Origin of the sequence: Filimonas effusa (genome assembly GCF_004118675.1) — a bacterium.
Classification (GTDB): domain Bacteria; phylum Bacteroidota; class Bacteroidia; order Chitinophagales; family Chitinophagaceae; genus Filimonas; species Filimonas effusa.
In genome coordinates, this window is record NZ_SDHZ01000002.1 from 575,021 (window position 1) to 599,123 (window position 24,103).

General features: G+C 47.0%; 16 protein-coding genes. 3 read left to right on the forward strand and 13 right to left on the reverse strand.

The genetic code is table 11. The features are described from left to right. The first annotated feature begins 138 nt into the window (after positions 1-138). On the forward strand, positions 139-1,368 hold the full coding sequence (locus ESB13_RS13605; protein ID WP_129004163.1) for a PQQ-dependent sugar dehydrogenase: 1,230 nt from the start codon (positions 139-141) through the stop codon (positions 1,366-1,368). A 68-nt stretch (positions 1,369-1,436) separates the two neighbouring features. On the opposite strand, the gene ESB13_RS13610 is transcribed toward ESB13_RS13605, so the two are convergent. The 9 genes from ESB13_RS13610 to ESB13_RS13650 form a co-directional block, all read right to left on the reverse strand. Continuing rightward, positions 1,437-2,678, reverse strand: coding sequence for a pepsin/retropepsin-like aspartic protease family protein (locus ESB13_RS13610; RefSeq protein ID WP_129004165.1), 1,242 nt, complete (start codon positions 2,676-2,678; stop codon positions 1,437-1,439). Positions 2,679-2,792: 114 nt separating this feature from the next. Continuing rightward, the gene (locus ESB13_RS13615; protein WP_129004167.1) at positions 2,793-3,188 is read right to left on the reverse strand and encodes a hypothetical protein; all 396 of its coding nucleotides are present in this window, start codon (positions 3,186-3,188) and stop codon (positions 2,793-2,795) included. A gap of 83 nt (positions 3,189-3,271) precedes the next feature. Further along, positions 3,272-4,519 carry a formylglycine-generating enzyme family protein gene (locus ESB13_RS13620; RefSeq protein ID WP_246022538.1) on the reverse strand — a complete coding sequence of 416 codons (1,248 nt, stop codon included), beginning with the start codon at positions 4,517-4,519 and terminating at the stop codon, positions 3,272-3,274. 97 nt (positions 4,520-4,616) lie between these two features. Continuing rightward, the gene (locus tag ESB13_RS13625; protein WP_129004169.1) at positions 4,617-6,263 is read right to left on the reverse strand and encodes an arylsulfatase; all 1,647 of its coding nucleotides are present in this window, start codon (positions 6,261-6,263) and stop codon (positions 4,617-4,619) included. Between the two features lie 40 nt (positions 6,264-6,303). Further along, positions 6,304-7,974: an arylsulfatase gene (locus tag ESB13_RS13630; RefSeq protein ID WP_129004171.1), complete on the reverse strand. Its 1,671-nt coding sequence runs from the start codon at positions 7,972-7,974 to the stop codon at positions 6,304-6,306. Positions 7,975-7,981: 7 nt separating this feature from the next. Then, positions 7,982-9,457, reverse strand: coding sequence for a RagB/SusD family nutrient uptake outer membrane protein (locus tag ESB13_RS13635; RefSeq protein WP_129004173.1), 1,476 nt, complete (start codon positions 9,455-9,457; stop codon positions 7,982-7,984). A gap of 39 nt (positions 9,458-9,496) precedes the next feature. After that, positions 9,497-12,592, reverse strand: coding sequence for a SusC/RagA family TonB-linked outer membrane protein (locus ESB13_RS13640; protein ID WP_129004175.1), 3,096 nt, complete (start codon positions 12,590-12,592; stop codon positions 9,497-9,499). Positions 12,593-12,903: 311 nt separating this feature from the next. Continuing rightward, positions 12,904-14,514 (reverse strand): PAS domain-containing sensor histidine kinase, encoded by a 1,611-nt coding sequence (locus ESB13_RS13645; RefSeq protein ID WP_129004177.1) that lies wholly within the window; start codon positions 14,512-14,514, stop codon positions 12,904-12,906. 29 nt (positions 14,515-14,543) lie between these two features. Next, positions 14,544-14,945, reverse strand: a complete 402-nt coding sequence (locus tag ESB13_RS13650) for a response regulator (RefSeq protein WP_129004179.1) — start codon at positions 14,943-14,945, stop codon at positions 14,544-14,546. Between the two features lie 472 nt (positions 14,946-15,417). Between ESB13_RS13650 and ESB13_RS13655 the strand changes: the two genes are divergently transcribed. Together ESB13_RS13655 and ESB13_RS24195 are read left to right on the forward strand one after the other, a co-directional pair. Further along, positions 15,418-16,017, forward strand: a complete 600-nt coding sequence (locus tag ESB13_RS13655) for a 5'-methylthioadenosine/S-adenosylhomocysteine nucleosidase family protein (RefSeq protein WP_129004180.1) — start codon at positions 15,418-15,420, stop codon at positions 16,015-16,017. 118 nt (positions 16,018-16,135) lie between these two features. Continuing rightward, a complete protein-coding gene (locus tag ESB13_RS24195; RefSeq protein ID WP_129004182.1) occupies positions 16,136-16,696 on the forward strand; it encodes a sugar O-acetyltransferase in 561 nt (186 codons plus the stop codon). A gap of 168 nt (positions 16,697-16,864) precedes the next feature. Here the strand turns inward: ESB13_RS24195 and ESB13_RS13665 are convergent, their stop codons facing one another. Genes ESB13_RS13665 through ESB13_RS13680 form a run of 4 tightly spaced genes read right to left on the reverse strand, consistent with a single transcriptional unit; the run spans position 16,865 to position 23,926 of the window. Continuing rightward, positions 16,865-17,992 carry a TlpA disulfide reductase family protein gene (locus ESB13_RS13665; RefSeq protein ID WP_129004184.1) on the reverse strand — a complete coding sequence of 376 codons (1,128 nt, stop codon included), beginning with the start codon at positions 17,990-17,992 and terminating at the stop codon, positions 16,865-16,867. Positions 17,993-18,024: 32 nt separating this feature from the next. Continuing rightward, positions 18,025-18,963: a BT_3987 domain-containing protein gene (locus tag ESB13_RS13670; RefSeq protein WP_129004186.1), complete on the reverse strand. Its 939-nt coding sequence runs from the start codon at positions 18,961-18,963 to the stop codon at positions 18,025-18,027. 17 nt (positions 18,964-18,980) lie between these two features. Then, entirely contained in the window at positions 18,981-20,351 is a 1,371-nt protein-coding gene (locus tag ESB13_RS13675; protein ID WP_129004188.1) for a RagB/SusD family nutrient uptake outer membrane protein, read from the reverse strand. 11 nt (positions 20,352-20,362) lie between these two features. Beyond that, positions 20,363-23,926 (reverse strand): SusC/RagA family TonB-linked outer membrane protein, encoded by a 3,564-nt coding sequence (locus tag ESB13_RS13680; RefSeq protein ID WP_246022540.1) that lies wholly within the window; start codon positions 23,924-23,926, stop codon positions 20,363-20,365. Between the last annotated feature and the right edge of the window lie 177 nt (positions 23,927-24,103).

Genomic DNA, 24,103 nt, shown 5'->3' on the forward strand with positions numbered 1-24,103 from the left:
GTTGAGGTGGAATGGTTGGATTGGGATTGGAATGAATTAGGTTGAGGTGGTGGCGGGTGGAAACGCGCATGGTTTTTGACAAAGAGGAGGCGGATTGCGGACTGATCCGGATGCTTTTGAATCTGTAAATTGTCAAATATGAAAAAGAACACCGTCTCCATCGTGCTTATTGCTGCAGGGGTTGTATGTGCGAGTAGTTGTAAGCAAAATTCACCTATTGACGACATACCTGGTAATGACACGCTTTATGCGCCGGTAGAAACCAAACCAGCCAATACTGATTACAAGCCGGCCTTTACCGGGCAGACGAGGATTGCGGGTGTGAAAACAACAACACCTTATGGCGGGACGGTGCTGTTGGAACAGCTTGACCGGCCCTGGGGGATCACAAGTTTACCCGATGGCAGATTGCTGATAACAGAGAAAGGAGGTACGCTTCGTATAGCCACAAGCAACGGGCAACTGAGCGCCCGCATACAAGGGCTGCCTACCGTAAAAGATGAAGGGCAGGGTGGTTTACTTGGTATTACCGTTGACCCTGATTTCGGCAGCAATAAAATGGTTTATTGGGTATTTTCAGAGCCTTTGCCTGAGGGTAATATTACATCGGTAGCCAAGGGGAAGTTGTCGGCAGATGAAAAAAGTATAGAACAGGCCACTGTTATTTACCGGGCCACTCCTGCTTACAATGGGACTTTGCATTATGGCGGCAGGATCATTTTTGATAAATCGGGTTATTTATTCGTGAGTACCGGAGAGCGTTCTGATCTTGCTACCCGGCCTCAGGCACAGGATCTGAATTCGGGGCTTGGTAAAATAGTCAGGATAACCAAGGATGGCCAGCCGGCGCCGGGTAATCCATTTGCGGGTCAGAACCGTCCGGAGATATACAGTTATGGGCATCGTAATGTGCAGGGTCTTACTTTACATCCAGGCACCGGAGATCTGTGGGAAACGGAATTCGGGCCGAGGGGCGGCGATGAAGTTAACCGGGTAGAAGCCAGCAAGAACTATGGCTGGCCAACTATCACGTATGGAATAGAATACGCGGGAGGCAAAGTTGGGCAGGGCATTCAGCAGCAGGCCGGCATGGAACAACCAGTATATTACTGGGATCCGGTTGTTTCGCCCAGCGGTATTTGTTTTTATACGGGCAGTGATGTTCCGGAATGGAAAAATAATTTATTTGCAGCCTGTCTTAGCGGACTTCATGTAGCGCGACTTGTTATCAGGGATAATAAAGTAACCGGAGAAGAGCGGCTACTTGCTGATGAAGGGCAACGCTTCAGAGATATCACTATGGGCAAAGACGGTAATTTATATGCTGTAACTGATAACGGCAGACTTTATAAAATTCACAGGAAATAGGATAGATGCATCATTAACGCTTTCCTGATATTTATTCAACGGTTTTAATTCGTGTAAGCAGGAGGCTGTTACCAAAAACAGATAAGTTTCTTTTTCAAGTTGATAACAGTTTTATAGCAACCCAGGAAAGCCGTTCCCAGCAAGCCATTCAGCGGCGCTACTTCTGCGTTATCGTATACAAAGCTGCCCTGTTCGATAGAAGCGGGCATATTGCTGAATTCAAGCGTTCCTATCAACGCTTTATTGAGAACACCCTGAATGCCATTAGCGGGAACACCTTCCTGTGCGGCAGTTGCAGGATCGATCTGCGACATATATGGCAGCAGTTCATTTTTGCTGCGTGCAAAGAAAACGTTGCTACCTATGCTGCAATCTATTCCCATACGGAAAGGCATATCGCTTATTGTTATTACTGCTACCGGCACATGCCTTCTCATTTCAAGCGGCCCCATGTATTTCATAGAGGTGAGGCGGTATTGCTGGCTGATATAGTCGCCGTTGTCATCTGTTTTTACCAGGATCAACTTACCTGCAGGCAGATCGAACCGCCATTCGAAATCGCGCAGTACGTTATAACCAATCGATCCAAGGAAAGGGAGGCCTTCGGCTTCGCCGCCTATTCCTTCGTTCATGACGAAAGCGGAGAAGTTAGAGAGCTTCATTCTACCGAGTGTAAAGCCGCTGATCCGGCGGGTTAAGATGCCATCGCCACGCACACCGTTTATACTTTCCGTACCGGAGGCCGATACGAGCTGAAGAGAATCGTTAAAGAAAGTTCTGTTGAGGATCATATCCGGGGAGCCGGTATCGAGCAGGAAGAGGCCTTTACGGCCGTCGGCTTCCGCTTTTACATAAAGCCGTTGCCGGATTGTTATCAGCGGCAGGTGAATGGTATCGGGTGCGGCGAGAATACGATTGGCAAGACGGTTGAAGGATGCGCTTTTTACCACATTCAATTCTGTGATACGCCAATGCTGGTTCAGGACGAAATCGGGGTAAGCGGCTTTGCCTGTTTCGAACATTACTTCCATCTGTACCCGGGTACCGGCTGTATCCTTGTTTATTGTTACGATCTTGTAGGCTTGAACGGCGGGATATTTATCGAGCAGCAACGGAATCATTTTCGCATTCATACCTTTTGGCAGGCCGCTGATGCGGCAGCTATCGTGGAGCAATGGCAGGAGGAAACCAGGTTCATGTTTCTTCAATGCTGCGTAGACACTATCGGCTATATCGGAATAACTTCTATGCTGGCCAAAGGAGGTGGAAAAAGAAGCGCAAAAACAAACGAAAACGAACAGCCATTTCATGTTACAGGGGTTTAAGGGAAACGCGGGGCAAAAGTAGATATAAATGAGCAGAGCTGCTGATGCATCTGTGTTCAATGCTTCAGCAGCTCTGTTTTTATTTACGATTATCAGCTTTTATCCCCTGCCCGGAACAGCCCAATCGAAAGGCTTCACGCAGGGATCGCAGTCGAATTTCAGGACTTTACCGAGGGACTGTCCTTTGCTTCCTTTCTTTACGAAAACGTAGGCGAGGTCGAGGTATTCTTCTATTTCTTTACCTTGTTCGTCGCGGCCTTTCAATACTACCGAGTAGTATTTGCCATCGTCGGTTTGTTTCATAAACACTTCGTTGATGGTAACACGTTTCATTTGGTCGCCATCGCAGCAGCTACACCAAAGGACAGCAACGGCTTCTTTTTTCAGGTAGGCAACGGCTTTTTCGGCCTGTTCGCGGCTGATCAGGGCCAACTGATCGGCTTTAGCGAGGCTGGTGATGAACAAAAGGCATAAAATGGTAATGCATTTTTTCATGGGTAATATTGTTTTTGCGCACAAAAAGCAAATATTATGCCTCATCCCAACCCGATGATCTCAAGCTAGCGGGTGTTGCTGTGTTATTGCTGCACGCATCGGAACCCGAGGTGTTCCATGCCGCTGTCTTCACTGGTTTTCATGCGGCGCGCTACGCGGTAGCCTGAACAGTAGCCATCGTTACAAAGGAAGGAGCCTCCCCTGATGACCCGTTTAGATGCCAGCGGTTCGTTAGGGTCGCAGGCTTTGACTGGACCGGTGGGGTTCAATACACCTCCGGGTTTGGTCACTGACTGATAGTAGCGGCTATCGTAATAATCGGCGCACCATTCCCAGACATTTCCCGCCATATCGTATAAGCCGTATCCATTGGGATCGTATGACCCTACGGGGGCAGTGTAGTAGTATTGATCGAGCACTTTATTCTGATCGGGAAAATGGCCTTGCCAGGAGTTGGCTTTTGGCTTACCCTGTTCAACGGGTTCGTTGCCCCAGGGGTAAATATTACCGGTAAGCTTTCCCCTGGCGGCCCATTCCCATTCGGCTTCGGTAGGGAGGCGTTTACCAGCCCATTTACAATAGGCCTGGGCATCGTACCAGGAGATGTGGACGACGGGGTAATTTTCTTTTCCTTCGATGGTGCTACCCGGGCCGTGGGGGTGACGCCAGTTGGCGCCGGTTTTCCACTGCCACCATTGGCTATAGTCGTTTAACGGGACTTCTGCGGGTGGGGCCACAAAGACCAATGATGCCGGCACGAGCAAGAAGGAATCGGGTTCGGGTGTGCCTGGTGGTAATTGTTTTTTCAATTCCTTCCAATCGGGTTTTCTTTCTGCGGTGGTAATATAACCTGTTGCGTTTATGAAAGCCTGGAACCGGGCATTGGTGACTTCCGTGATATCCATCCAGAAGCCATCAACTGTGACTTTGTGTTTGGGATATTCGTCGTCGGCCGCCTGGTTGTTATCGCCTCCCATGCTGAAGCTGCCTCCTTCAATCCAGACCATGCCGGGGTGGGTGGGGGCATTGTTGTGGGTGGAGGTATTTTGAGGGGTTGTTATATCATGTAGTGTTGTTTGAAAACGGGCAGCGGTGGCTGGCATGCAGCAAGTGGCGCCGACCGGGGTATCGGCTGAGGTTTGTACTGAGGCATACCTGATCACCGGAGCACAAGGGATTGCTGTAGTTAAACGGCCAGCTATTGTGTTAGCGCGTGGTTTCACCGGGTTTGTCCTTATTTCCTGCGGGGAAGGCCCGGCAGATGTAAATCCAAATGCTGTTATAACTACCAGCGATAATGCAAATCCGAGATGATCCTGATTCCGCCACATATTGTTCTTGTTTAAAATTTTATTTTGGCGGCTGTATCCATTTTCGATACAGCCGCTTTTGTATATGCCTGTTACAGGGAGCTATTAAAGTAAACCATCAGAACAGGAATCCGCCTGCAGCCTGTTTTTCCTGTTGTTTACTTTTCCTGAACTCTTTCATGCTTTGCGGTTCTTTGTCTTCCAATGTTGCAAAGTCGACCACTCCGTTTTCTTTAGCCCAGGCGAAGTATTGCACCGACAGGCGGCTGACCACTTCATGATTCTCTCTTGCTACGTTTTTGGTTTCACCGGGGTCTTCTTCCAGGTTAAACAATTCCCAGGAATAGGATGGCCATGTTGACACGAGTTTCCATTTACCATCACGAACCGCCCTGTTACCAGCCCGTTCCCAGAACAAAGGTTTAGCACGCTGCACTTCGGCATCCTGACCGAACAATACGGGCAGCAGGCTTTTTCCCGGCAATGCATAGGCATTGGTTCCATTATATGTGGCTGGGTATTTAGCGCCGGCCAGTTCATAAAATGTTGGCGCCAGGTCGATGATATGACCGGTACCTTTCCTGATGGTTCCTGCGTTTATTTTACCGGGGAACCAGGCGATAAAGGGAGAGTTGATCCCACCTTCGTGCATATCATCTTTAAAGCCAAGGAATGGCGTATTGGAGAGATAAGACCAGTTCTTGCTTTGTGATTCGTTGGAGCCTGTAGTGCCTACGGGGCCACTGTTGCGGGAAGCACCATGATGCCAGCGGACGAGGTCTTCGGCAGGAGCGCCATTGTCGGAAACAAAAATGATGAGGGTATTTTCATCGGCACCAATTTCTTTGAGTTTGGCAAGGACAGCTCCCACGCCCTGGTCGAGACGATCGACCATAGCTGCGAAGACTTCCATCTTTTTCGTCCATAGCTGGCGCTGATCGTAGGAAAGCCGTGCCCAATCGTAGATGTCTTCGTCTTTTACAGAAAGGGTGGCATTATTACTGACGATGCCGAGTTGTTTTTGTTTTGCGAAACGTTCCTGGCGCAAGGCATCCCAGCCTTTATCGTATTTGCCTTTGTATTTGGCGATGTCTTCGGGTAAGGCTATCAATGGCCAGTGTGGTGCTGTGTATGCGAGATAGAGGAAAAAAGGATGATCATTTTTTGCGGCTTCGTCGAGGAAGGCCACTGCATTTTTTGTTATGACGTTGGTTTGAAAGTATTCGGGTAAAGGATAGCCGAGGCTATCGGTAAGGACCTTTTTTTCCTGGGGTGCACCGGAGGCGGCTGCAGCTTCATCGCGGGGATAGACGTATTGAAAACCGCGCTGCCAGGGAAGGCTCACATTCTTGCCCGACACATGCCATTTACCGGAGGTAATTGTTGTGTAACCGCCTGCTTTCAAGACTTCGGCCAGTGTGAGAGATTGCTGGTTGATATAACCCTGGTAAGCAGGTAATCCCAGGTCATTGGAGAAGTATCCTACACCTGCTTTGTGCTGGTACTGGCCTGTAAGCAAAGATGCGCGGGTGGGTGCGCAAATTGAATTATTATAGAACTGTTGCAGACGCAGACCATCTTTTGCCAGGCGATCGAGATTGGGCGTTGCTATTTCTGAGCCATATGCGCCAAGGTCGGAGTAACCGAGGTCATCGGCAACGATGAGGATTATGTTGGGGCGCTTGTTTTTGGGGTCTTTGGGACCTTCTTTTGCCGCTGCGTTTATGGTGATGGCTGTTAAAGCAGCTATTAAGAGATGTTTCATATTCCGGGATAATTTGATGGTGATCAAAGTTTAAGATGGATCAATTAGCGCGTTTTCGTGCGGGCGTTCCATTTGAGGGCGCGGCATTTGCGGGCGCTACGCTGCTTCTACCCTGCTGCTGTTGCGGGCGCAGTTTGTTATAATCGACCACGTCATTTGCTGTTGCCCATTGTTTATATTTTTCTTTCAACTGTTGGACTATTTCCGGGTATTTTGCAGCGAGGTCGGTGTTTTCTGCCCTATCGGTTTCGATATCGTAGAGTTCGTATTTATCGGGCTGATCGGCAGGCGATACCAGTTTCCATTTACCTTCTCTTACGGCCCTATTGCCGCCTCTTTCCCAGAACAAAGGTTCTGCGCGGTCTACTTTGTCGGTTTCACCGGTTAACAAGGGCAGCAAGCTTTTGCCTGGCAGTTTGTTCGCGGCCACTCCGTTATAGCTGGAGGGGTAGGTTGCACCTGCCAACTGGTAGAAAGTCGGGGCCAGGTCGATGAGGTGGGCCGTGCCTGTGGCAATGGTGTTGGCCCTGATCTTTTTGGGATACCATGCAATGAAAGGCGCGCTTATCCCCCCTTCGTAAGGTGTGCCTTTGTAGTTACGCAATGGGGAGTTACCTGTTTGTGACCAGTTGCTGTTCTGCACTTCATAAGAACCGGCAGTACCTACCGGGCCTGTATTCCTAGCGGTGTACAGGCGCAAGTTATTGCCACCCTGGGCGCCGTTGTCGGAGATGAAAACGATGAGCGTATTATCATCCTTCTTCAACTCTTTGAGTTTATCGAGGAGTTTACCCAGGCTTTGATCTACATGATCTATCATGGCTGCATAAACTTCCTGGCGCAGTTGCCAGTATTGCTGTTCATCGTAGGTGAGCTTGTCATATGGTTGTAAAGCGCCGTCATGTTGTGCTATCAGCTGGGTTTTATCGAATACGCCTTTTGCAATGGCGTTCTGATAGCGTTGTATGCGAAGCGAATCCCAACCGATACTGTATTTGCCCTTGTATTTGGCAATATCTTCAGGCAGTGCCTGTAAAGGCCAGTGTGGCGCATTGAAAGCAAGGTACAGGAAGAACGGTTTTTGTTCTTTGTTCTGTTCATCGAGGAAGCCCAGCGCCTGGTTTGTGATTTCATCGGTCAGGTATTTTCCTTTTTCGAGGTAAAAAGGTTCGTTATTGCGGTACAGGGCAACGTCGGCGTTCTCCTTTTCATTTATTTCGTAGTAGTTGCTGGCTCCGCCGATGAAACCGAAGGAGCGCTCAAAACCGCGCTGTGCGGGCCATTGGTCTTTATCGTCGCCTACATGCCATTTGCCGGAAAGAATAGTTGAGTAGCCGGCATTTTTCAACACTTCGGCCAGGGTTAATGATTCTTTATTGAGAAAGCCCTGATAGGCAGGCAATCCAAGGTTTACGTTGAAATAACCCACACCTGCTTTATGCTGGTATTGTCCGGTAAGCAATGAGGCGCGGGTGGGTGCGCAAATAGAATTGTTGTAGAACTCTTTTAAACGCAGGCCTTCACCAGCCAGCCTGTCGAGATTAGGCGTCTGAAGATCGAGGGCACCATAGGGGCCGATATCGGAGAAACCAAGGTCATCGACAAGGACGAGGATGATATTAGGCCTTTGGGGTTTCTGTGCCCAAAGCGGCAGCGTAGCGCCAATGGCCACTGCCAGCAATACGGATTTGAATGAACGTAATGAGATCATAAGTTAATTAGTTTAACCAGTCCGGGTGTTGTTTTAATTTGGGATTCAGGTTCAGTTCGCGTTGTGGCGTCGGAAAATGAATGTGTTTGGGAGCGGCCAGTGTTTTACCTGCTGCTTTAAGTGTAGCCACGTAGTAGTCGGCGCCGCGACGTGCAAGATCGAACCAGCGCTGGTATTCGAATACCAGTTCTTTTCTTCTCTCCTGGAATACGGAGTCCCTGAATGCGTTCTGACTTAATGCAGGAGCCAGGTCTTTGAGCTTAGTGATATGAGCACGCTGTCGCACTTCATCAATTGCCCGGTAGGCGTCATCGTTGGGGCCGCCGTTTTGTTCATTTAGTGCTTCGGCATAGATGAGGAGGACTTCGGCATAACGGATGATGGGCAGATTTTTGGACGACTGTGACTGATTTCCGACTACAGATTCATCATAATATTTATTAAACTGTGGCGTGGACAGTTTATAGAGCTTACCATCAACGGGGCTTACAATTTCGGTTACGAACGTTATGGAGCGCCTTGTATCGTTAGCTGTGAAACTTTCGTAGAGCTTACCCGCAACGTGCAAAGCATCGGCATAGTCGCCATTGATGCCGGGGACATCGGCGGGAGCTGAGCGGCTGGCAAGGCTATTGCCCTGGTAACCTGCATTTCCTTTGAACTGCGCGGAGAAGATATGCTCCTTTCCATTTTTAGTTGCAACGGCAAAGACATCGGCGAAGTTTTCGAACAAGCTATATCCGCCGTTATCGATTACATCTTTACTTTTCAGTACGGCGTTCTTCCAATCCTTTTTAGTAAGATAAACCTTGGCGAGCAGGCTTTTGGCTGCGCCGGAGGTGGCGCGGCCGAGGTCGGCTGCTGCGTAACCTGCTTTTTGGGGTAGGGCTTCTGCATCGGTAAGATCGGCTATGATCTGCTGGTACACCTGTTCTTCCGTAGCTTTTTCGACATAGAGGCTTGCAGGGTCCAGCGAGGTTGTTTCATGCAAAACCAGCGGCACAGGCCCGAACCAACGAACAAGATTGAAGTAGTGTAAAGCACGCAGGAATTTAGCTTCATTGATGAGGCGTGTTCTTACGCTGCTTTCTATTTTAGTGGCATCAATCAATGCAATTCTGTCGATAGCAATGTTTGATGCATTAATGCCATCGTAGCTTTGTTTCCATAACTGTTCCATGCGGTCGTTCGAGGCATCGTGTGTTAGTCCTGAGATGGCTCTTACGTGTGCGTTACGAGCGCGGGGGCCGGCTTCGTAATCGTCGGTAGCCATTTCCACACCTATCTGGAATAAGCTGTTATAGAGGGACTGTCCGCTTTCGTACAGTTTGCGGTAGATGGCAGTAAGCGCTGCTTCGGCCTGGCTCTGGTTCTGATAAAACTGTTCTGAAACGAGGAACGACTCCGGGGTCTCTTCCAGTTTTGAGCAAGCCTGCAAGGCCAATGCGATGATAAAAGCCGGTAGTACTATTTTGATCTTCATGTTATACGAATTGAATAAAACGAATGAGGTCACATACTGTTAAAAGTTAACCCTGAGACCGGCGTTAAAAGTTTTGGCTATAGGATAAATACCTGAATCGGTACCGGGTGAGACGTTGCTTCCGGATGTCACTTCAGGATCGAAGCCTGTGTATTTAGTGAATGTAAGCAGGTTCTGTGCTGAGAAGAAGATGTTTACTTCAGTGAGGTTGGCCTTTGCAACCAGCGACTGTGGTAAGGCGTAGCTCAGGTTGATATTCCTGACCCTCAGGAAAGAGCCATCTTCGACGAAGCGATCGGAAAAGATAGGAGCGGGATCGAGCTTAGCTCTTGGAATGGTGGTGCTGGGATTTGTTTCTGTCCATCTTTCCAATGCAGTTGCTGAAGCGTTCTGCTGGCCTGTAAACATCTCGAGCGTCTGGCGGTTGCTATTGATGATCTGGTTGCCCTGAACGCCCTGTATCAACACCGACAAGCTGAACCCCTTCCATGAAAAACTGTTGGTAATGCCGTAGATGAAGTCGGGCTGTGCATTACCAATAATAGCACGGTCGGCAGCCGTAGTGAAACTACCGTCGCCGCTTACGTCTTTGTATAACCTATCGCCTGGCAATGGAGTAGCGCTACCTGTGTATTTACCTTTAGCTGATTCTTCGCCTGTTTGTAAGATACCGTCGGTCACGGTTCCATAGAAAGTACCTAGTGGCTGCCCTACCCGGATGATGTAGTTACCGCTGATATAAGAAGATGCTCCATTTCCGATGGTAAGCACTTTATTCCTGTTGAAAGAGATATTCAGATCCGTTTCCCAGTTAAAGGTTTTAGTGCTTATGTTCTTTGTTTTAATGCCGAGTTCGAGGCCTTTGTTCTCAACAGATCCATAGTTCTGCAAGGAGCTGGCAAACCCGGTGGTCCAGGGGATTTCGACATTCAGCAGCAGGTCGGATGTTTTTTTATAGTAGGCGTCAAGTGATATCAGCAGCCTGTTGCTGAACAAGCCGATATCGAGGCCTGCGTCGTACTGGAAAGTTTTTTCCCAGCCCAGGTTTTCGTTGGGAATCCTGTTGGGGGCAAACCCGGTAAGGATCGACCCGCCGAAAATATAGTTGAGACTATAGAGAGTAGCCAGGGACTGATACTGTCCAATTTCCAGATTACCTGTTGTTCCGAAGCTGGAGCGCAATTTCAGGTCGGAGATATGTTTAGCAAAAGGTTTAAAGAATTCTTCGTTACTAATTCTCCATGATGCCGCCAGGGAGGGGAAGTTGCCCCATTTGTTATTTTTACCGAAGCGGGAAGAGCCATCTCTGCGGATGCTGGCGGTAAAATAGTAAAGATTATTGTAGCTATAGTTTATCCTCGCCAGGTAGGAATGTAAGACCCATTTGTAGGCATCGGATGCGGGGCGGACCAGGATGGAGCCGCTTCCCAGGTTATTATATGTAAGTTCATCGGAAACAAAATTCTGGGCACCTGCCAGGAATGATTCATTGTTGGCTTCCTGCTGTGTAAAGCCTGCCAGCACATCTATGCTGTGTTTACCAAAGTTTTTGTTATAGGTGACCGTATTTTCATTCAGCCAGGAATTATAGTCGGAAGATCCGAGGGAAGCTGAGCCTTTGGTACCTGAGCCTTCGTAAATAGTAGAAGGCACGTAATATTTTTCCTTTTGATTATTAATGTCGGCACCTACCAGCACTTTAACGGCGAAGTTCCTTGCAATGGTATATTCTGCGTAAGCGGTACCCAGTAAGCGATTTACGGTAGCCTTGTTGATGGTTTCGTTAATAGTGGCGATAGGATTGGCAAAGATGTTTTCAAACGGATTACGCAAGGTATATGCGCCATCGGGTTCATAAATGGTAGCTGTTGGCGGCATGATCAACAAAGAACCTACGATGCCTGATGGTGCGACATTTGCTTTAGAGCGCGATATTGTTAAGCTGGCTCCTGTTTTCAGGTGATCGCCGGGTTTGGCGTCGATGTTGGCGCGCAGGCTTAAGCGAGAGAAGTCGGAGTTCTTTATAATCCCTTCCTGTTTGTAGTAGTTACCTGAAAGCAGGTATTGTACTTTAGCAGAGCCGCCGCTAACGGAAAGCTGGTGGTTTTGTACAGGCGCTTTCCGGAATGCTTCATTCTGCCAGTTGGTGCCTTCGCCCAGTTGATCGATCTGCGCCTGCGACAGATACTGGTATTTGCCTGCGCCGGGTGTAGTGCGATATAAGACTTCGTTTCTTAGTTCAGCAAAGTCTTTCGCGCCGAGCACATCGATCTTTTTGCGGATAGATTGTGTGCCGAAGGAGGTTTCGAAGCTAATATTACTTCTATCTGCTTTTCCTTTTTTTGTTGTGATGATGACTACGCCGTTTGCGCCACGTGAGCCATAGATGGCTGTAGAGGAAGCGTCTTTCAAGATATCGATAGATTCGATGTCGGAGGGATTAATACCTGCGAGGGGATTAGTGGGAGTACCACTTAATGCGCCTGCTGAAGAAGCGCTGTTATAAAGCGGGAATCCATCTATCACGTATAGGGGTTCATTACCTCCCTGGATAGAAGCTCCTCCCCTTACCCTTATGGAGACGCCACCGCCGGGCTGACCTGAGGTTTGGGTTACCTGAACGCCTGCCGCAGCGCCTTTCAGGGCCTGATCCAAAGAGCTCACCGGTTGTTTCAGTGAAGCCTGCGGCACAGAGGAAATAGCCCCGGTAACATCGCTGCGTTTACGTGTACCGTAGCCTACTACTACGACACCATTGAGATCGTTGGAAGTTTCTGTAAGTTCAACCGATATGGGAGAGCCATTGGCTGTTATTTTCAATTCCTGATAACCTACAGAGCTGATAAGTAAATTATAAGGGAAAGACTGTCCGGTCACCAATGTAAACCTGCCTTCGGCATCGGTTTGTGTTTGGTTGGTAACGCCTTCGATCCTGATGGTAGCTCCTGCCAGCGGTGCTTTGGTGCGGGCGTCAATAATTTTTCCTTTGAGTGTTGAGTTGATCAGCGGTTTGTTCTGCGCCTGTAACAACTGAGGTAAAAAGAATAACGAGATGATAACAGAAGATCGCGAGACATAATAGTTTCGCCAAGCCAGGGCATGAAGTGCCCTTAAGCTTTTCGCAAGATTTTGCATACCTTTAGAGGGGTTATAAATGAGTAATTAAACAGGCGCCAACGCCAATTGAGATCCTGTTTTTTTATCGATAATCCGGGGGAAGTACTTTGGTATTTCCCTTTTTCATGCTGGGGGAATGAATGTATAAAGTTGCGTCAGCAACAACAACGAAAAGAAGACATGTAGTGACACATGCAAAAAAGCTGAAGCGATCGCTCAGTTAGTTTGGTGGCCATAAAAATTAAGATTTTGGACTACAAATATAGGGTTTTATAATAAACCCACAAATTTAGTGGACTAAATATCAGGCAGGATCTTTTTTGCTGTGGTTACAGTGGCAGCATAATATTGAACCGGGCACCATTTCCTTCTATTCCTGCAGCGGTTATAGAGCCATGATGCCGTTCCACTATTTCTTTACACAAAGCCAATCCGAGGCCAGTTCCTTCGTACTGATCTCTGCTATTCAGCCTTGTGAAAGTTTGGAAGATCTTATCGGCATGGGCTTGTGAGAAACCTATGCCATTGTCGTTCATTTCAATTCCGAGGTGGGGGATGCCATTTACAGTAACAGGTCCGGCTGTTATTGTAATCAGGGGTAATACCTCTGTTCTTGCAAACTTCAATGAATTATTTATAAGATTATAAAACAATTGATAGATAAGGCCCGGTGCTCCCTGGAATTTACAATCGGCATTAAAATGGCATTCGATTGTTGCTGCTTTTTGTTCGATCAGTACTTCCAGGTCGGATTCAATAGCATTGACGATTTCACACAAATCAATTTGCGTATAGGTTTCTTCCGTGTTAGCAACGGTAGAATAGGTTAATACACCCTCTATCATTTTATACATGCGATCGACTGCACTGTAGACTTTGCCGAGGTAAGTCGTTCCTTTTTCAGACAGGACTGTTTCAGGATCTTTTTCAAGTCTGCTTATAAAAGTTTTCACTTTCCTAACCGGTTCTTTCAGATCGTGTGAGGCGACATGTGCAAATTTCAAGAGAGCTTCATTAGAGCGGTGCAATTCTTTGGTTCTTTCCTGTACCAACTTTTCGAGCACCAATTCTGCTGCTTTTATTTCGGTAATATCTCTTGTAGTACCTGCTACAACTTCCACCTCTCCTTTCTCGTTGAGTACGGGTGTAAAAATATAATCGTACATACGCTTGCCGTGTACTGCATGGGGGAAAGCCACTTCACCTCTTATGGACTGGCCGGTAGCAACGACATGGTCGATTTCCCTCTCATGCATTTCGGCATGCCATGGTTCATAACCCAGCTCGAGCAGGCCGCAGCCTATCGCTTCCTGTTCTGTGCGGCCCCACATAGTGAGCAGGGCTTTATTGGCATAAATAAACTTGTAGTCTTTACTGAATACATAAACAAGGTCGGGGGTAGTATTTGTTACCGCTTCGTAGAGCCGTTTGTTGGCATTTAACTCCTGTTCAGCTTTTTTACGGGATGACACATCAGTTTCTTTACGTTCTTCCATTCTTATTCTTGCCATCACCTGTTCAGTGATATCCGTTGCCATAACGGAGACGCCTGAAATCTGCCCTTCCTTGTGCAGGACCGGTTGAAAAACATAGTTAAAATATGCTTCTGCCGGCTTTCCATTTTTCAGCACGGGGATCTTTTCTTCGTTACCCTGCTTTACCTGTCCTGCGTTGTAAACCTTATACAATGCATCGAGCAACGAGTGATTTTCGAGGCCTGGCAATACTTCCAGCAATGGTTTGCCAACAATATCTTCATTTACTACGCAAGCAGCCAGCATTGAATCGCTGGCGAAACTTACTATCATTCCGGGGCCTGATAAAACAGCGGAAAAGACCGGTGCATGCTGCAAAAGATCTATGATGTTCACGGAATTCAGCAGTGTGGCGCTGTTATTACCAGAAGTGTTCTCAAGTGTATGCGGTTTAATTTCGGGCATTTTATAATTATTTCAAAGGACATAGCAACTTAAATACAGAGAGACAACATTTGTTTTGCAAGCGCTTCTACTCCGTCTATCGTATCCGGTTTCTTAAAGTAGTGTGTGGCGCCGTTCTGCTTGCATATTGTTTCATAGAGCGATGCATCTGAAGTGCTCCACACTATCTTGGGAATGAGCGCGTAGCGTTTGTCGTTGCAGATCATGCCCAACAGTTCTGCTCCTGTTATATCCGGCATATTAAAATCTACTATGACTAATCCGGGCAGTTGCTCGTTCGTATAATGCAGCAGTAATTCTACTGCCTGTTTTCCAGAAGACACGGACACTACGGATATTGTTGGTTCCTGTTCAATAAATATTTCATTCAGCATTTCCAGATCATCTGTGTCGTCGTCGGCTAAAAATACTTTGCGGCGAGCTAATGTCATAGGTGTTACTTGTTTGTCAAAAATAAATATCCTGCTTTATTTGATGATTATGCTTACCCGTCAAGTCCATTTCGCTGCGTATTCAAGTACCCGTTTTCGGGTTCTGGATCAGGCTATGACGATAGCAAAATAATCATGCCAAATCCGTGGAAGGTAATGTGAGGGAGCTATTAAAAAAGACACAATAAATTGATTTTCAAATAATTAAAGGACACAAAGTATGAATTTAGCCAAAAGTTGTTTATTTAAGGAGGGTCACAGTTTCCCATTTTGGGGCTTTTGGACTTGCATCCCACTTGTTATTTGTGGGTTGTGCGGGAGGTGCTGTGCAGGTTTAAGGCGGGTTGATGGCCCGTATATAAAGCGTTCTTTTAAACAGAGGGGGCAATAGGGAAAGACAGGTCAAAAATAGTTTAAATCGCCTGTTATAGCAGAATTTGCCCTATATAATGCCTGCGACTAATTTTGGGGAATGGATATACTTACTTCGAATAAAGCAGTACTCAGCGAACTGTTGCATCAGAACCCTTTGTTTGTATTTGCGCTGGATTATGAAGCGAAAGAAGCGTTTACCGAATTTGATCCTTACCTGGTGGGGATAGGCAAGGTGAATGCGGCTTATCGTATCACCAAAAGGATATATGAAAACAAGCCTGGCATTATCGTTAACCTTGGCTCGGCAGGGAGTAATACATTCAAGCGCGGCGAAGTGGTTTGCTGCACCCGTTTTATACAGCGGGATATGGATGTAACGCCACTGGGCTTCCAACCATTTGAGACACCTTATTCGAATCTGGACCCTGTATTCACTTATGGGTTGCAGGCTCCGGAGTTACAGGAAGGGATCTGTGGTACGGGTGACAGCTTTGAGATTGCACATCAACACTCGGCTTACAATGTTATTGACATGGAAGCATTTCCGATAGCCTGGATTGCAATGCAGGAACAGATCCCGTTTCTATGCCTGAAATATATATCGGATGGGGCTGACGGCGGCGCTGCGGAGGAATGGACAGAACAGGTGCATAAAGCGGCGGCGGCATTGAAGCGGGAGGTTACCAAGCTGATGTGATAGCGGTATTTAAAGGATTGGCTGAGCCGCGGCGTGGCATATTTTGTTTGTATTGGCCTGTACGGCCGCTCCGGTATAATGCTTAACTTGAATTTATTCACGAAATGAACCGGACTTTATGATGAGTGAAAAAGAAAAAGCACAGAGGGGAGAATTGTATGATGCCAATTATGATGCGGAGCTGATACAGGAAAGAGAAGTTGCCAAGACGCTATGCTATACTTATAACCAATTGCCTCCTGCATCGAAGCAAGAACGGGAGAAGCTATTGCGACAGTTGTTAGGTGTAACAGGGCAGTCGTTTTTGGTAGAGCAGCCTTTTTATTGTGATTACGGTTACAATATTGAAATAGGCGAGAACTTTTACTCCAATGTCAACTGCGTTATACTTGACTGTGCGAAGGTCAGTTTTGGCGACAACGTGTTTATAGCACCTAACTGCGGTTTTTATACAGCAGGTCACCCGCTGGATGTGGAGCGGCGCAATAAGGGGCTTGAGTATGCTTATCCCATACGGGTTGGCAACAATGTATGGATAGGAGCTAATACAGTGGTTCTTCCCGGGGTTACTATCGGAGACAATACTGTAATAGGCGCTGGTTCTGTAGTGACGAAGGATATACCTGCCAATGTTGTGGCTGTTGGTAACCCGTGCCGTGTAGTGAAAGAACTACAATGATCGTTTGCAAGCACCTGACCGGCTTTGCACTTCATCTGTTTTTCTTGCCATCGTAAGCAATTTGGTATAGCGGCTATGGAACACCAGACAAGCAAACATGGGGGAAAGAGACAAATACTATAACAAGCCGCACCTTTTGAAGAAGATGCGGCTTGTTATGATAGCGATTTATTTAATAATGGTCGCTAATTCTTTCTCCAGGTCTTCGCCGCGGAGGTTTTTAGCGACTATTTTTCCTGAGGGATCGATCAGGAAGTTGGTGGGGATCGCTTTTACACCATATAAGACAGCAGAAGGGCTTTCAAAACCTTTGAGATCAGATACCTGTGTCCAGGGCATTTTGTCCTGTGCTACAGCATGAAGCCAGGCCCTTTTACCCTCGTCGAGGGAAACGCCCAGTACGGTAAAGTTCTTTTCTTTAAACTTATTGTAAGCTGCCAATACGTTAGGGTTTTCGGCACGGCAGGGTTTACACCAGGAAGCCCAGAAGTCGACGAGCACGTACTTACCACGGTAGTCGGAAAGTTTCACCAGTTTACCGGTGGAATCGGGCTGGGAGAAATCCATGGCCATAGCGCCGCTGCTGGTTTTGCGACCGGTGTCGATCATACCTTCAATTCTCTTACCCAGGGCTGTGGCTCTCATTTCAGGAGAAAGGCGTGCAAACCTTACTGCAGCTGTATCCGGATTGAAGTTATATCCTACCTCCTGGTAAAAGAAGGTTTGCAGGGCAATGTAAGAACCGGGATGATCCTTTATGAACTTAGCGGACACGCTATCGTATCCTGACTGCGTTTCTTTCATAATGGCACCGGCGACTTTTTTGAATGTGCTATCGTTACGCTCCTGCGGGGTTTTAGCCTGATATGCCGCCATCAGGGAGTCGGCAGTTTTCTTATATGGCCTTCTCAGGCGGGTTAACATAGCATCTTCTTCATTGGTAACGGAGCCTTTTACAACGGCATGCGTTACCGAGTCTTTCGCCGTAATGGTAATCACTGAATTTTCGATATAAAAATACAGGTCATCCTGCGGGGCAAATTTAGGCCTGGTAATGGTATCGTGGTTAATACGAAGGGAAGCCTGGGTGGGGTTGTTCAGTTTCCCGTTAAAAACGAAATTCCCTTTCTTCAATGTTACAGAGTCGCGCACCTCTTTGCCTGCTTCTTTATAGCTGAGAAAGGCCATTGCCGGAGCATCGAGTGTGCCCACTTTGCCACGAATTGTAAAACCCTTCTGCGCCATGAGGCCCAGCGGAAGGCAGCAGACCACTGCCAGTAAGCTATTCTTTGTCATCTCGGTTATTATTGTATTGTAATAATTTTATTTTAAGGAACCAGTGCTATACCACTGATAAAAATTGCGTCATATGTGGAAGCGTATTTTACTGATTCGAGGACAGTAAAGCGCAGGTAACGCGCTGTTATCAAACCTGTATTGAGGGTTTGCATATTGTTGGCTATTTTACCTGCAAACGTGCCTTTATTTTCCCAGGCAGTACCATTCATGCTGGTTTCTATGAGAATGGATGTGGGGTATCCGCCGTTGCTGGGATAGGCCAAGGCAGTAGGCAGGTAATAATTCACCGCAGAAAAGGTTATGTCTTTATTGAAGTTGATGGCCACCCATTGCGGCATTTTCTGGGCGATGTTGCTTGTCCAGTAGGTAGTAGTATTGTTATCGTCCAGTACATTTGTTGCGACAAACGTGCCATTCACCGACGAGAATCCGGCGATAGTCCAACCTACTTTACTGATGGAAACGGGTTTACCTGTTTTAAACACCAGGTATAAGACCTGGCTTGTTGCTGCACCATCGACGGTACCATCAACAGATTGAATAACTATAGGCAATACATAGGTAGTGTATCCTTCCAGTTTAGTTTGCAGTATAAAGTTCAACTGCGCGGAATCGGAAAGCGATGCACCTGCGGGCAGGCGCGTCATGGATTTATAGAAGAGATAGGCATTACGGGGCAGCAGCACTGCAGCGCCGTAACGGGCGCGGTAATCGCCTATTTTAGTACTGTCGACAGCAAAATTCACCCAATGATCCGATGCTGAAGCAGTGCCATTCAACGCCGCTTTCAAGCTTATGACAACGGTAGAATCTTTAGCTACAGAGACCGGCATTTCGATGGTATCCTTATTTGCATTCAATTGAATGGAGATGCTGCCATTGGGCAAAGCAGCCCGCTCACTGTTTTTGCTGCACGCTGCCAGCAGTACAATGAAACAGGTGTATATAGCTATATATATTTTATGCATGGTAGATAGTCTTGTGGTTATGGATTTTGTTGCATATCGGGATTATAAACCAGCACCTGAACAGGTATCTGCAAGGTATACCGATCGCTATGCGGCTGTAACGTAGCAACAACGGCGCCCTGGGCGTTATACCTGTTTACAGGGCCCATCCTGTTCTCTTTATCGAGGCGGCGCATATCGAACCAGCGCAGTCCATTGAAGGGCAATTCGTGGTTTCGTTCCTTCATCACTTCCTGGAACACTTCTTCCTGGCTGGCAGACTGGAAAGCGGCGTAAGTAGCTTTAGCAATCCTGTTCTTACGCAGTTCATCCAGTTGTTGCAAGGCAACAGTAAGTTCATTGTTACGCGCGGCACATTCTGCAATAATCAACTTCATTTCCTGAACGGAGGTTCCTGTATTCATATACTGGTAATTGAGTGTTACCAGTTGCGGAATATAAATAGTGGCCCCTCTTGTAGTAAACGTATAGCTATCGGTACTGCGGTATAGTGCTCTTACACGCAGGTCGTTGGTTGCGAAAGAGCGCATGAAGTCGAGAGTTGGCGTGATGTAACCCAGCACCATTCTACCATAGATAACATCGCCACGGATGCTTAACAATGGAGACGCAGGAGCGGCTTCATTGAAATCGAGCATTACGGCCCTTGTATTTTCCAAAGCCAGTTCGGCATTCTTCCTGGCATCGCGGTAGTTCCGGGCATAGAGATAGATCCTTGCGAGAAGGCTATATCCTGCTGCTCTGGAGGCGCGCAGTCTGTTGCTGCTGTTATCGAGCGGAAGATCGGGAATGGCGGTATTTATATCTTCTATGATCTGGCTGGTAAGTGCTGCAACCGTAGTTCGCGGCGGTACCACCTGCACAACCTCGTTAGAAGTAACGAAAGGTACAGCCAGGTCTGTAGCGGCAGTGGTGGAATCGTAAGGTTTACCATATAAATTAACCAGGTAGAAGTATTCCAATGCACGGCCTAATAAGGCTTCGGCCTTCAGGCTTCTTTTCTGAGCGTTGGTACCACCTGTGGCGTCATCTATTCCCAACAATACAGTATTATATTGATTGATCTTGGTATAGTGCTCTGCCCAGAATAAGGGGGCGACGTTGAGATCGCTGGAAAACTGGGGTGCCCATGTATACAGCAATTCTGCAGGCTGAATAGGCGGATTGGTGATACTGGGGACATCGACATTATCGCCCAGATAACCTGCGGTGCCAGTAGGAGCTCCAAATCCATTATTAAGGCTGGGATCGTTGAGCCATTGATCGTAATTGGTTACCGTTGTAAGCGTTGTTTTGCCTTTGGGCTGCACATCCAGGTACTTGTCGCATCCGGTTAAAACCAGGCCACAAAGAACAATGTATATAAAAGAATATTTATGCTGTTTCACTTGTCTGCATTTTAGAAGTTGGTAAAAATGGCAAGGGTGTAAGTAGGCGTCAGGTACGACTTGGCATAACTGCCAGTAGCCATACTGTAGTTGTATTTATTAAACCCTACTGTCCAGAGATTAGAAGCCTGGCATTTTATCTCAAAATGACTAAAGCCTATTTTTTTGATAAACTTACTGTTATCAAGGCTATAGGAAACGGTGAGATCGCCAAGTGTTATATAGTCTCCATTTACAACATAAGCATCGGCATAGTTATATGCATCAAGCGCCATGGTATTGCCGTAGAAGCCTGCCAGGTTCATTACGTCGGTGGTGGCTTCGTCGCCACGTTTTTTCCAGTAATTACCTGCGCCCTCCAATGGTCTTTGTGTGTTTGGAGTAGGCCTTGGTACCCTTACTTTAAATCCGCCATAATAGTTGATCATGCAGAAGATGTAAAAGTTCCCGATATCTATACGGTTGCTTAACCCTGCATTGATGGTAGGGATAGAAGTACCTGCATACCTGGTAAGGCCCGATGTATCGCTTTTAGACGCGATAGCAGTAGGAGATGTTGAGCTGGCGATATTTGTACGATAATACTGTCCCCTGTCGTTCACCATCAAAGGATAACCTGCTGTATCCAGTCCGGCATAGCCAAAAGCAAACTGAGCACCTACAGGATATCCTTTTACATATCCCAGTACATTAAGCGTTCTGGGGTTGTAGTCGCCTGTACGGTAAACCGATAACACTTTGCTGGTGTTACGGCCAAGCACGAAGCCAGTGTTCCAGTTAAATTTAGAAGTAGTGATCCAATCGGCATGCAGGCTCAGCTCCAGGCCGCTGTTATCGATGGTTGCCTGGTTTATCAACGATGGGCTTGCTCCTATGGTTGGATCGATCTGCGCATTACCTAACAGATCGGTACTTTTCTTTTTATAATAATCTACAGTACCATAAATATTATTAGAAAAGCGATAGTCAAGACCAATATTTGTACTTCTTGTTTGCTCCCAACGCAGGCTACTGTTTGCATAAGACAGCAACCTGAGCGCCTGAGAAGTTGGTGAAGTATTATAGTTCAGTGTAGACTGCGCTATCACCTGCGGCAGCGACATTTTAGCTACGTTTCCATTGAAGCCATAGGCAACGCGCAGCTTAAGGGTATTGATCCAGTCGATATCCTGCATAAAGCTTTCTTTATGGATATTCCATGCAGCACCCAGTGACCAAAGCGGCTTGTATTTGTACTTAGGGTTTGTACCAAAGAGGTTTGACTGGTCTATACGCATACTTCCTGTAAGCGAGTATGTATTTTTAAAAGAATACACAACGTTGGCGTAGCCTGACAAAAACCGGTCTTCGGTATATTGCTCGTTGAATAAGTTGGAATAATCGCTAAAAAGCGCATTGGTAGAGATGCCAAACGGGTTCTTAATAACACCTGTAAAGATACTGGCATAGTCTACCGGCTGCAGCAGCAAGGTCTGATCATTGTAACCAAACTGCGATGTGAGGTTACTGCTGTTTATAACGTTCCTTATTTCAGCACCCAATATGGCGTTAACAGAATGCAGAGATCCTATTCTCTTATTATAGTTCAGCTGAGCACGTCCTGTATAACTGGAGGTATTGGAAGCTTCGCGTTGCAGCAGATCGCCTTTGGGCACATTAAGCTTAATTGTACCATCTGTATTCTGCGTAGTATACAGGTTGATGGCATTCCTGGTTTGAAAAGACGCAGCACTTGCCAGGTGGCGGAAATCGGAGCGGGATGTTTCATAAATGCCGCCGAAAGACAAATCGAAACCACTGCCAATGTTATAATTGAAATTAGCTGTGATACGGTTATTAATGGTACGGGTTTTATCGCTCACCTCATTTATTTCCTGTAATGGATAGTAGAGTTGATTCTGCAAACCCATAGCAACCAGCGCGTCGTTGTAGAAAGGCGTAAGTCCTGAACCCGATACAAATGAAGGATTACCGTTTGCATCTTCGAAGCGTTCATAAGAAAGCGTAGAAGTTGGAGAAGGCACAGGAACATTATTCACACGATGTTCCTGGTAATCGGTCGTCAGCTCCAGGGAAAGGCGCTGGGACAATTTAAGTGTACTGCGGGCGGAAAGCAAGAACTTATTGTTATCGTTTTTGATATCCGACAGGCGGTTGCGGGTATAGTTGGCAGTTATATAGTATAACGCATTACCAGTGCCGCCGGAGACATTGAAATTATAAGTCTGCGTCAATGCCGAGCGCTTAAACAGCCTGCTGTAATCGTTGAGGTTATCATAACTGAGCAAACTGGCATATGCCTGCTGGGCCTGGTATGGTGTAATAACCTTGGCGGCTTCCTGGGCCATGATGTAATAAACAGGGTTACGGGATGTAGTACCCTGGCTATTGGTATTCAATAAGCCCCAGGTACTGGCGTTGATGCCTGAAGCGTAAATATCTTTCTGAAAGTTTACAGCGATAGCGGAAGCATCGGATGCCCACCTGTAGCGGCTATAGTTTTCTTCGGGTGTCATACCGGCAGTAGCGCGGAATGAAAACCTGGGCTTACCTAAAGCAGCCTGTTTTCTTTCTATCACGATCACCCCGTTGGAAGCACGCACACCGTATACCGTGGCTGCGGCGGCATCTTTCAGGATGGTTACAGATTTGATCTCATTGGGATCGAGCATATCCAGCGTTAGCTCTGTAGGGTAACCATCTACCACAATCAAAGGGCTTTGATTTGCGGACATGGTTGAAATACCACGGATGTTAAACAGGCTCCTGGAGTTGGAACTGGTACTTCCGGGCGTAGTGCTGGTAAAAGAGATATTATTGTTGATCATTAAACCCGGCATCCTGTTCACCAGGCCATCTATGAAGTTAGTACTGATCCTGGATTCATATTCTTTTGTGCTGAGCTGTGCTACGGCGCCGGTGCTTTGCTCGGGCCGTATGCGCTGATAACCGGTGTTTACAGACTGAATGAGCAATTCGGAGAGTTCGGATACTGTAGCAGTCATCACTACTTCAAACGATGTTCTCTCGCCAACAGAGACCGTATGCGGTGCATAGCCGATGAGCGCGAAAGTTAATTTCTCGCCTTTATTGGCCACTATTTCAAAGTGGCCTTTATTATCGGTAGTGGTAGCGGCATAAGTACCTCTGCCGGGTGCAACCACTGAAACAGTTACGCCTGCCAGCGGCTTGCCTGCGGAGTCTTTTACGATTCCGGAAACAGGCGGTGGCGGCAGATATGCCTGTAGCTCCGGCACTATGTTCTTTTTAACCGGAACCGCCGGTGCAGTAGTAATACTAATGGTTTTGCTTTCTATAGAATAGCGAAGCGGCTGATGCGCAAAGAGCTCTTCCAGGAATTCCAGCAAAGGCTTATCCGTTGCCTGGATAGTTACCGGCCGTGCTATTTTCAAAGTATTTTCCGGATACAGAAAAACATAGCCTGTTTGCTTTTCTATTTCAGAAAAAACAGTCTTCAGAGAAGTATTTTTCCCGGCAAAGGAAACCTTCTGAGAAATGCCTTTTGCGCTTACATTTAAAAACGCCACTGTAACGAGTAGTATCGTTAGTCTCATAGCTAACAGGGTTTGGAAACGAGAACGGTTATCCCCATAGGGAAACCATCTACAAAATGCAGTTTTTAGCATACTTTTATGCAGTTTGGTTGTGAAATAAGCAGTCCGCGAAGACTCGTTTTGGTTTACATTATCCAAACATTCCGGCCAGTGATGTTCCCGCATTACTGGCTTTTT

Coding starts and splice junctions, on each gene's coding strand:
- ESB13_RS13605 (WP_129004163.1), top strand. CDS start 139: ATGAAAAAGAACACCGTCTCCATCGTGCTTATTGCTGCAGGGGTTGTA.
- ESB13_RS13610 (WP_129004165.1), bottom strand. CDS start 2,678: ATGAAATGGCTGTTCGTTTTCGTTTGTTTTTGCGCTTCTTTTTCCACC.
- ESB13_RS13615 (WP_129004167.1), bottom strand. CDS start 3,188: ATGAAAAAATGCATTACCATTTTATGCCTTTTGTTCATCACCAGCCTC.
- ESB13_RS13620 (WP_246022538.1), bottom strand. CDS start 4,519: ATGTGGCGGAATCAGGATCATCTCGGATTTGCATTATCGCTGGTAGTT.
- ESB13_RS13625 (WP_129004169.1), bottom strand. CDS start 6,263: ATGAAACATCTCTTAATAGCTGCTTTAACAGCCATCACCATAAACGCA.
- ESB13_RS13630 (WP_129004171.1), bottom strand. CDS start 7,974: ATGATCTCATTACGTTCATTCAAATCCGTATTGCTGGCAGTGGCCATT.
- ESB13_RS13635 (WP_129004173.1), bottom strand. CDS start 9,457: ATGAAGATCAAAATAGTACTACCGGCTTTTATCATCGCATTGGCCTTG.
- ESB13_RS13640 (WP_129004175.1), bottom strand. CDS start 12,592: ATGCAAAATCTTGCGAAAAGCTTAAGGGCACTTCATGCCCTGGCTTGG.
- ESB13_RS13645 (WP_129004177.1), bottom strand. CDS start 14,514: ATGCCCGAAATTAAACCGCATACACTTGAGAACACTTCTGGTAATAAC.
- ESB13_RS13650 (WP_129004179.1), bottom strand. CDS start 14,945: ATGACATTAGCTCGCCGCAAAGTATTTTTAGCCGACGACGACACAGAT.
- ESB13_RS13655 (WP_129004180.1), top strand. CDS start 15,418: ATGGATATACTTACTTCGAATAAAGCAGTACTCAGCGAACTGTTGCAT.
- ESB13_RS24195 (WP_129004182.1), top strand. CDS start 16,136: ATGATGAGTGAAAAAGAAAAAGCACAGAGGGGAGAATTGTATGATGCC.
- ESB13_RS13665 (WP_129004184.1), bottom strand. CDS start 17,992: ATGACAAAGAATAGCTTACTGGCAGTGGTCTGCTGCCTTCCGCTGGGC.
- ESB13_RS13670 (WP_129004186.1), bottom strand. CDS start 18,963: ATGCATAAAATATATATAGCTATATACACCTGTTTCATTGTACTGCTG.
- ESB13_RS13680 (WP_246022540.1), bottom strand. CDS start 23,926: ATGAGACTAACGATACTACTCGTTACAGTGGCGTTTTTAAATGTAAGC.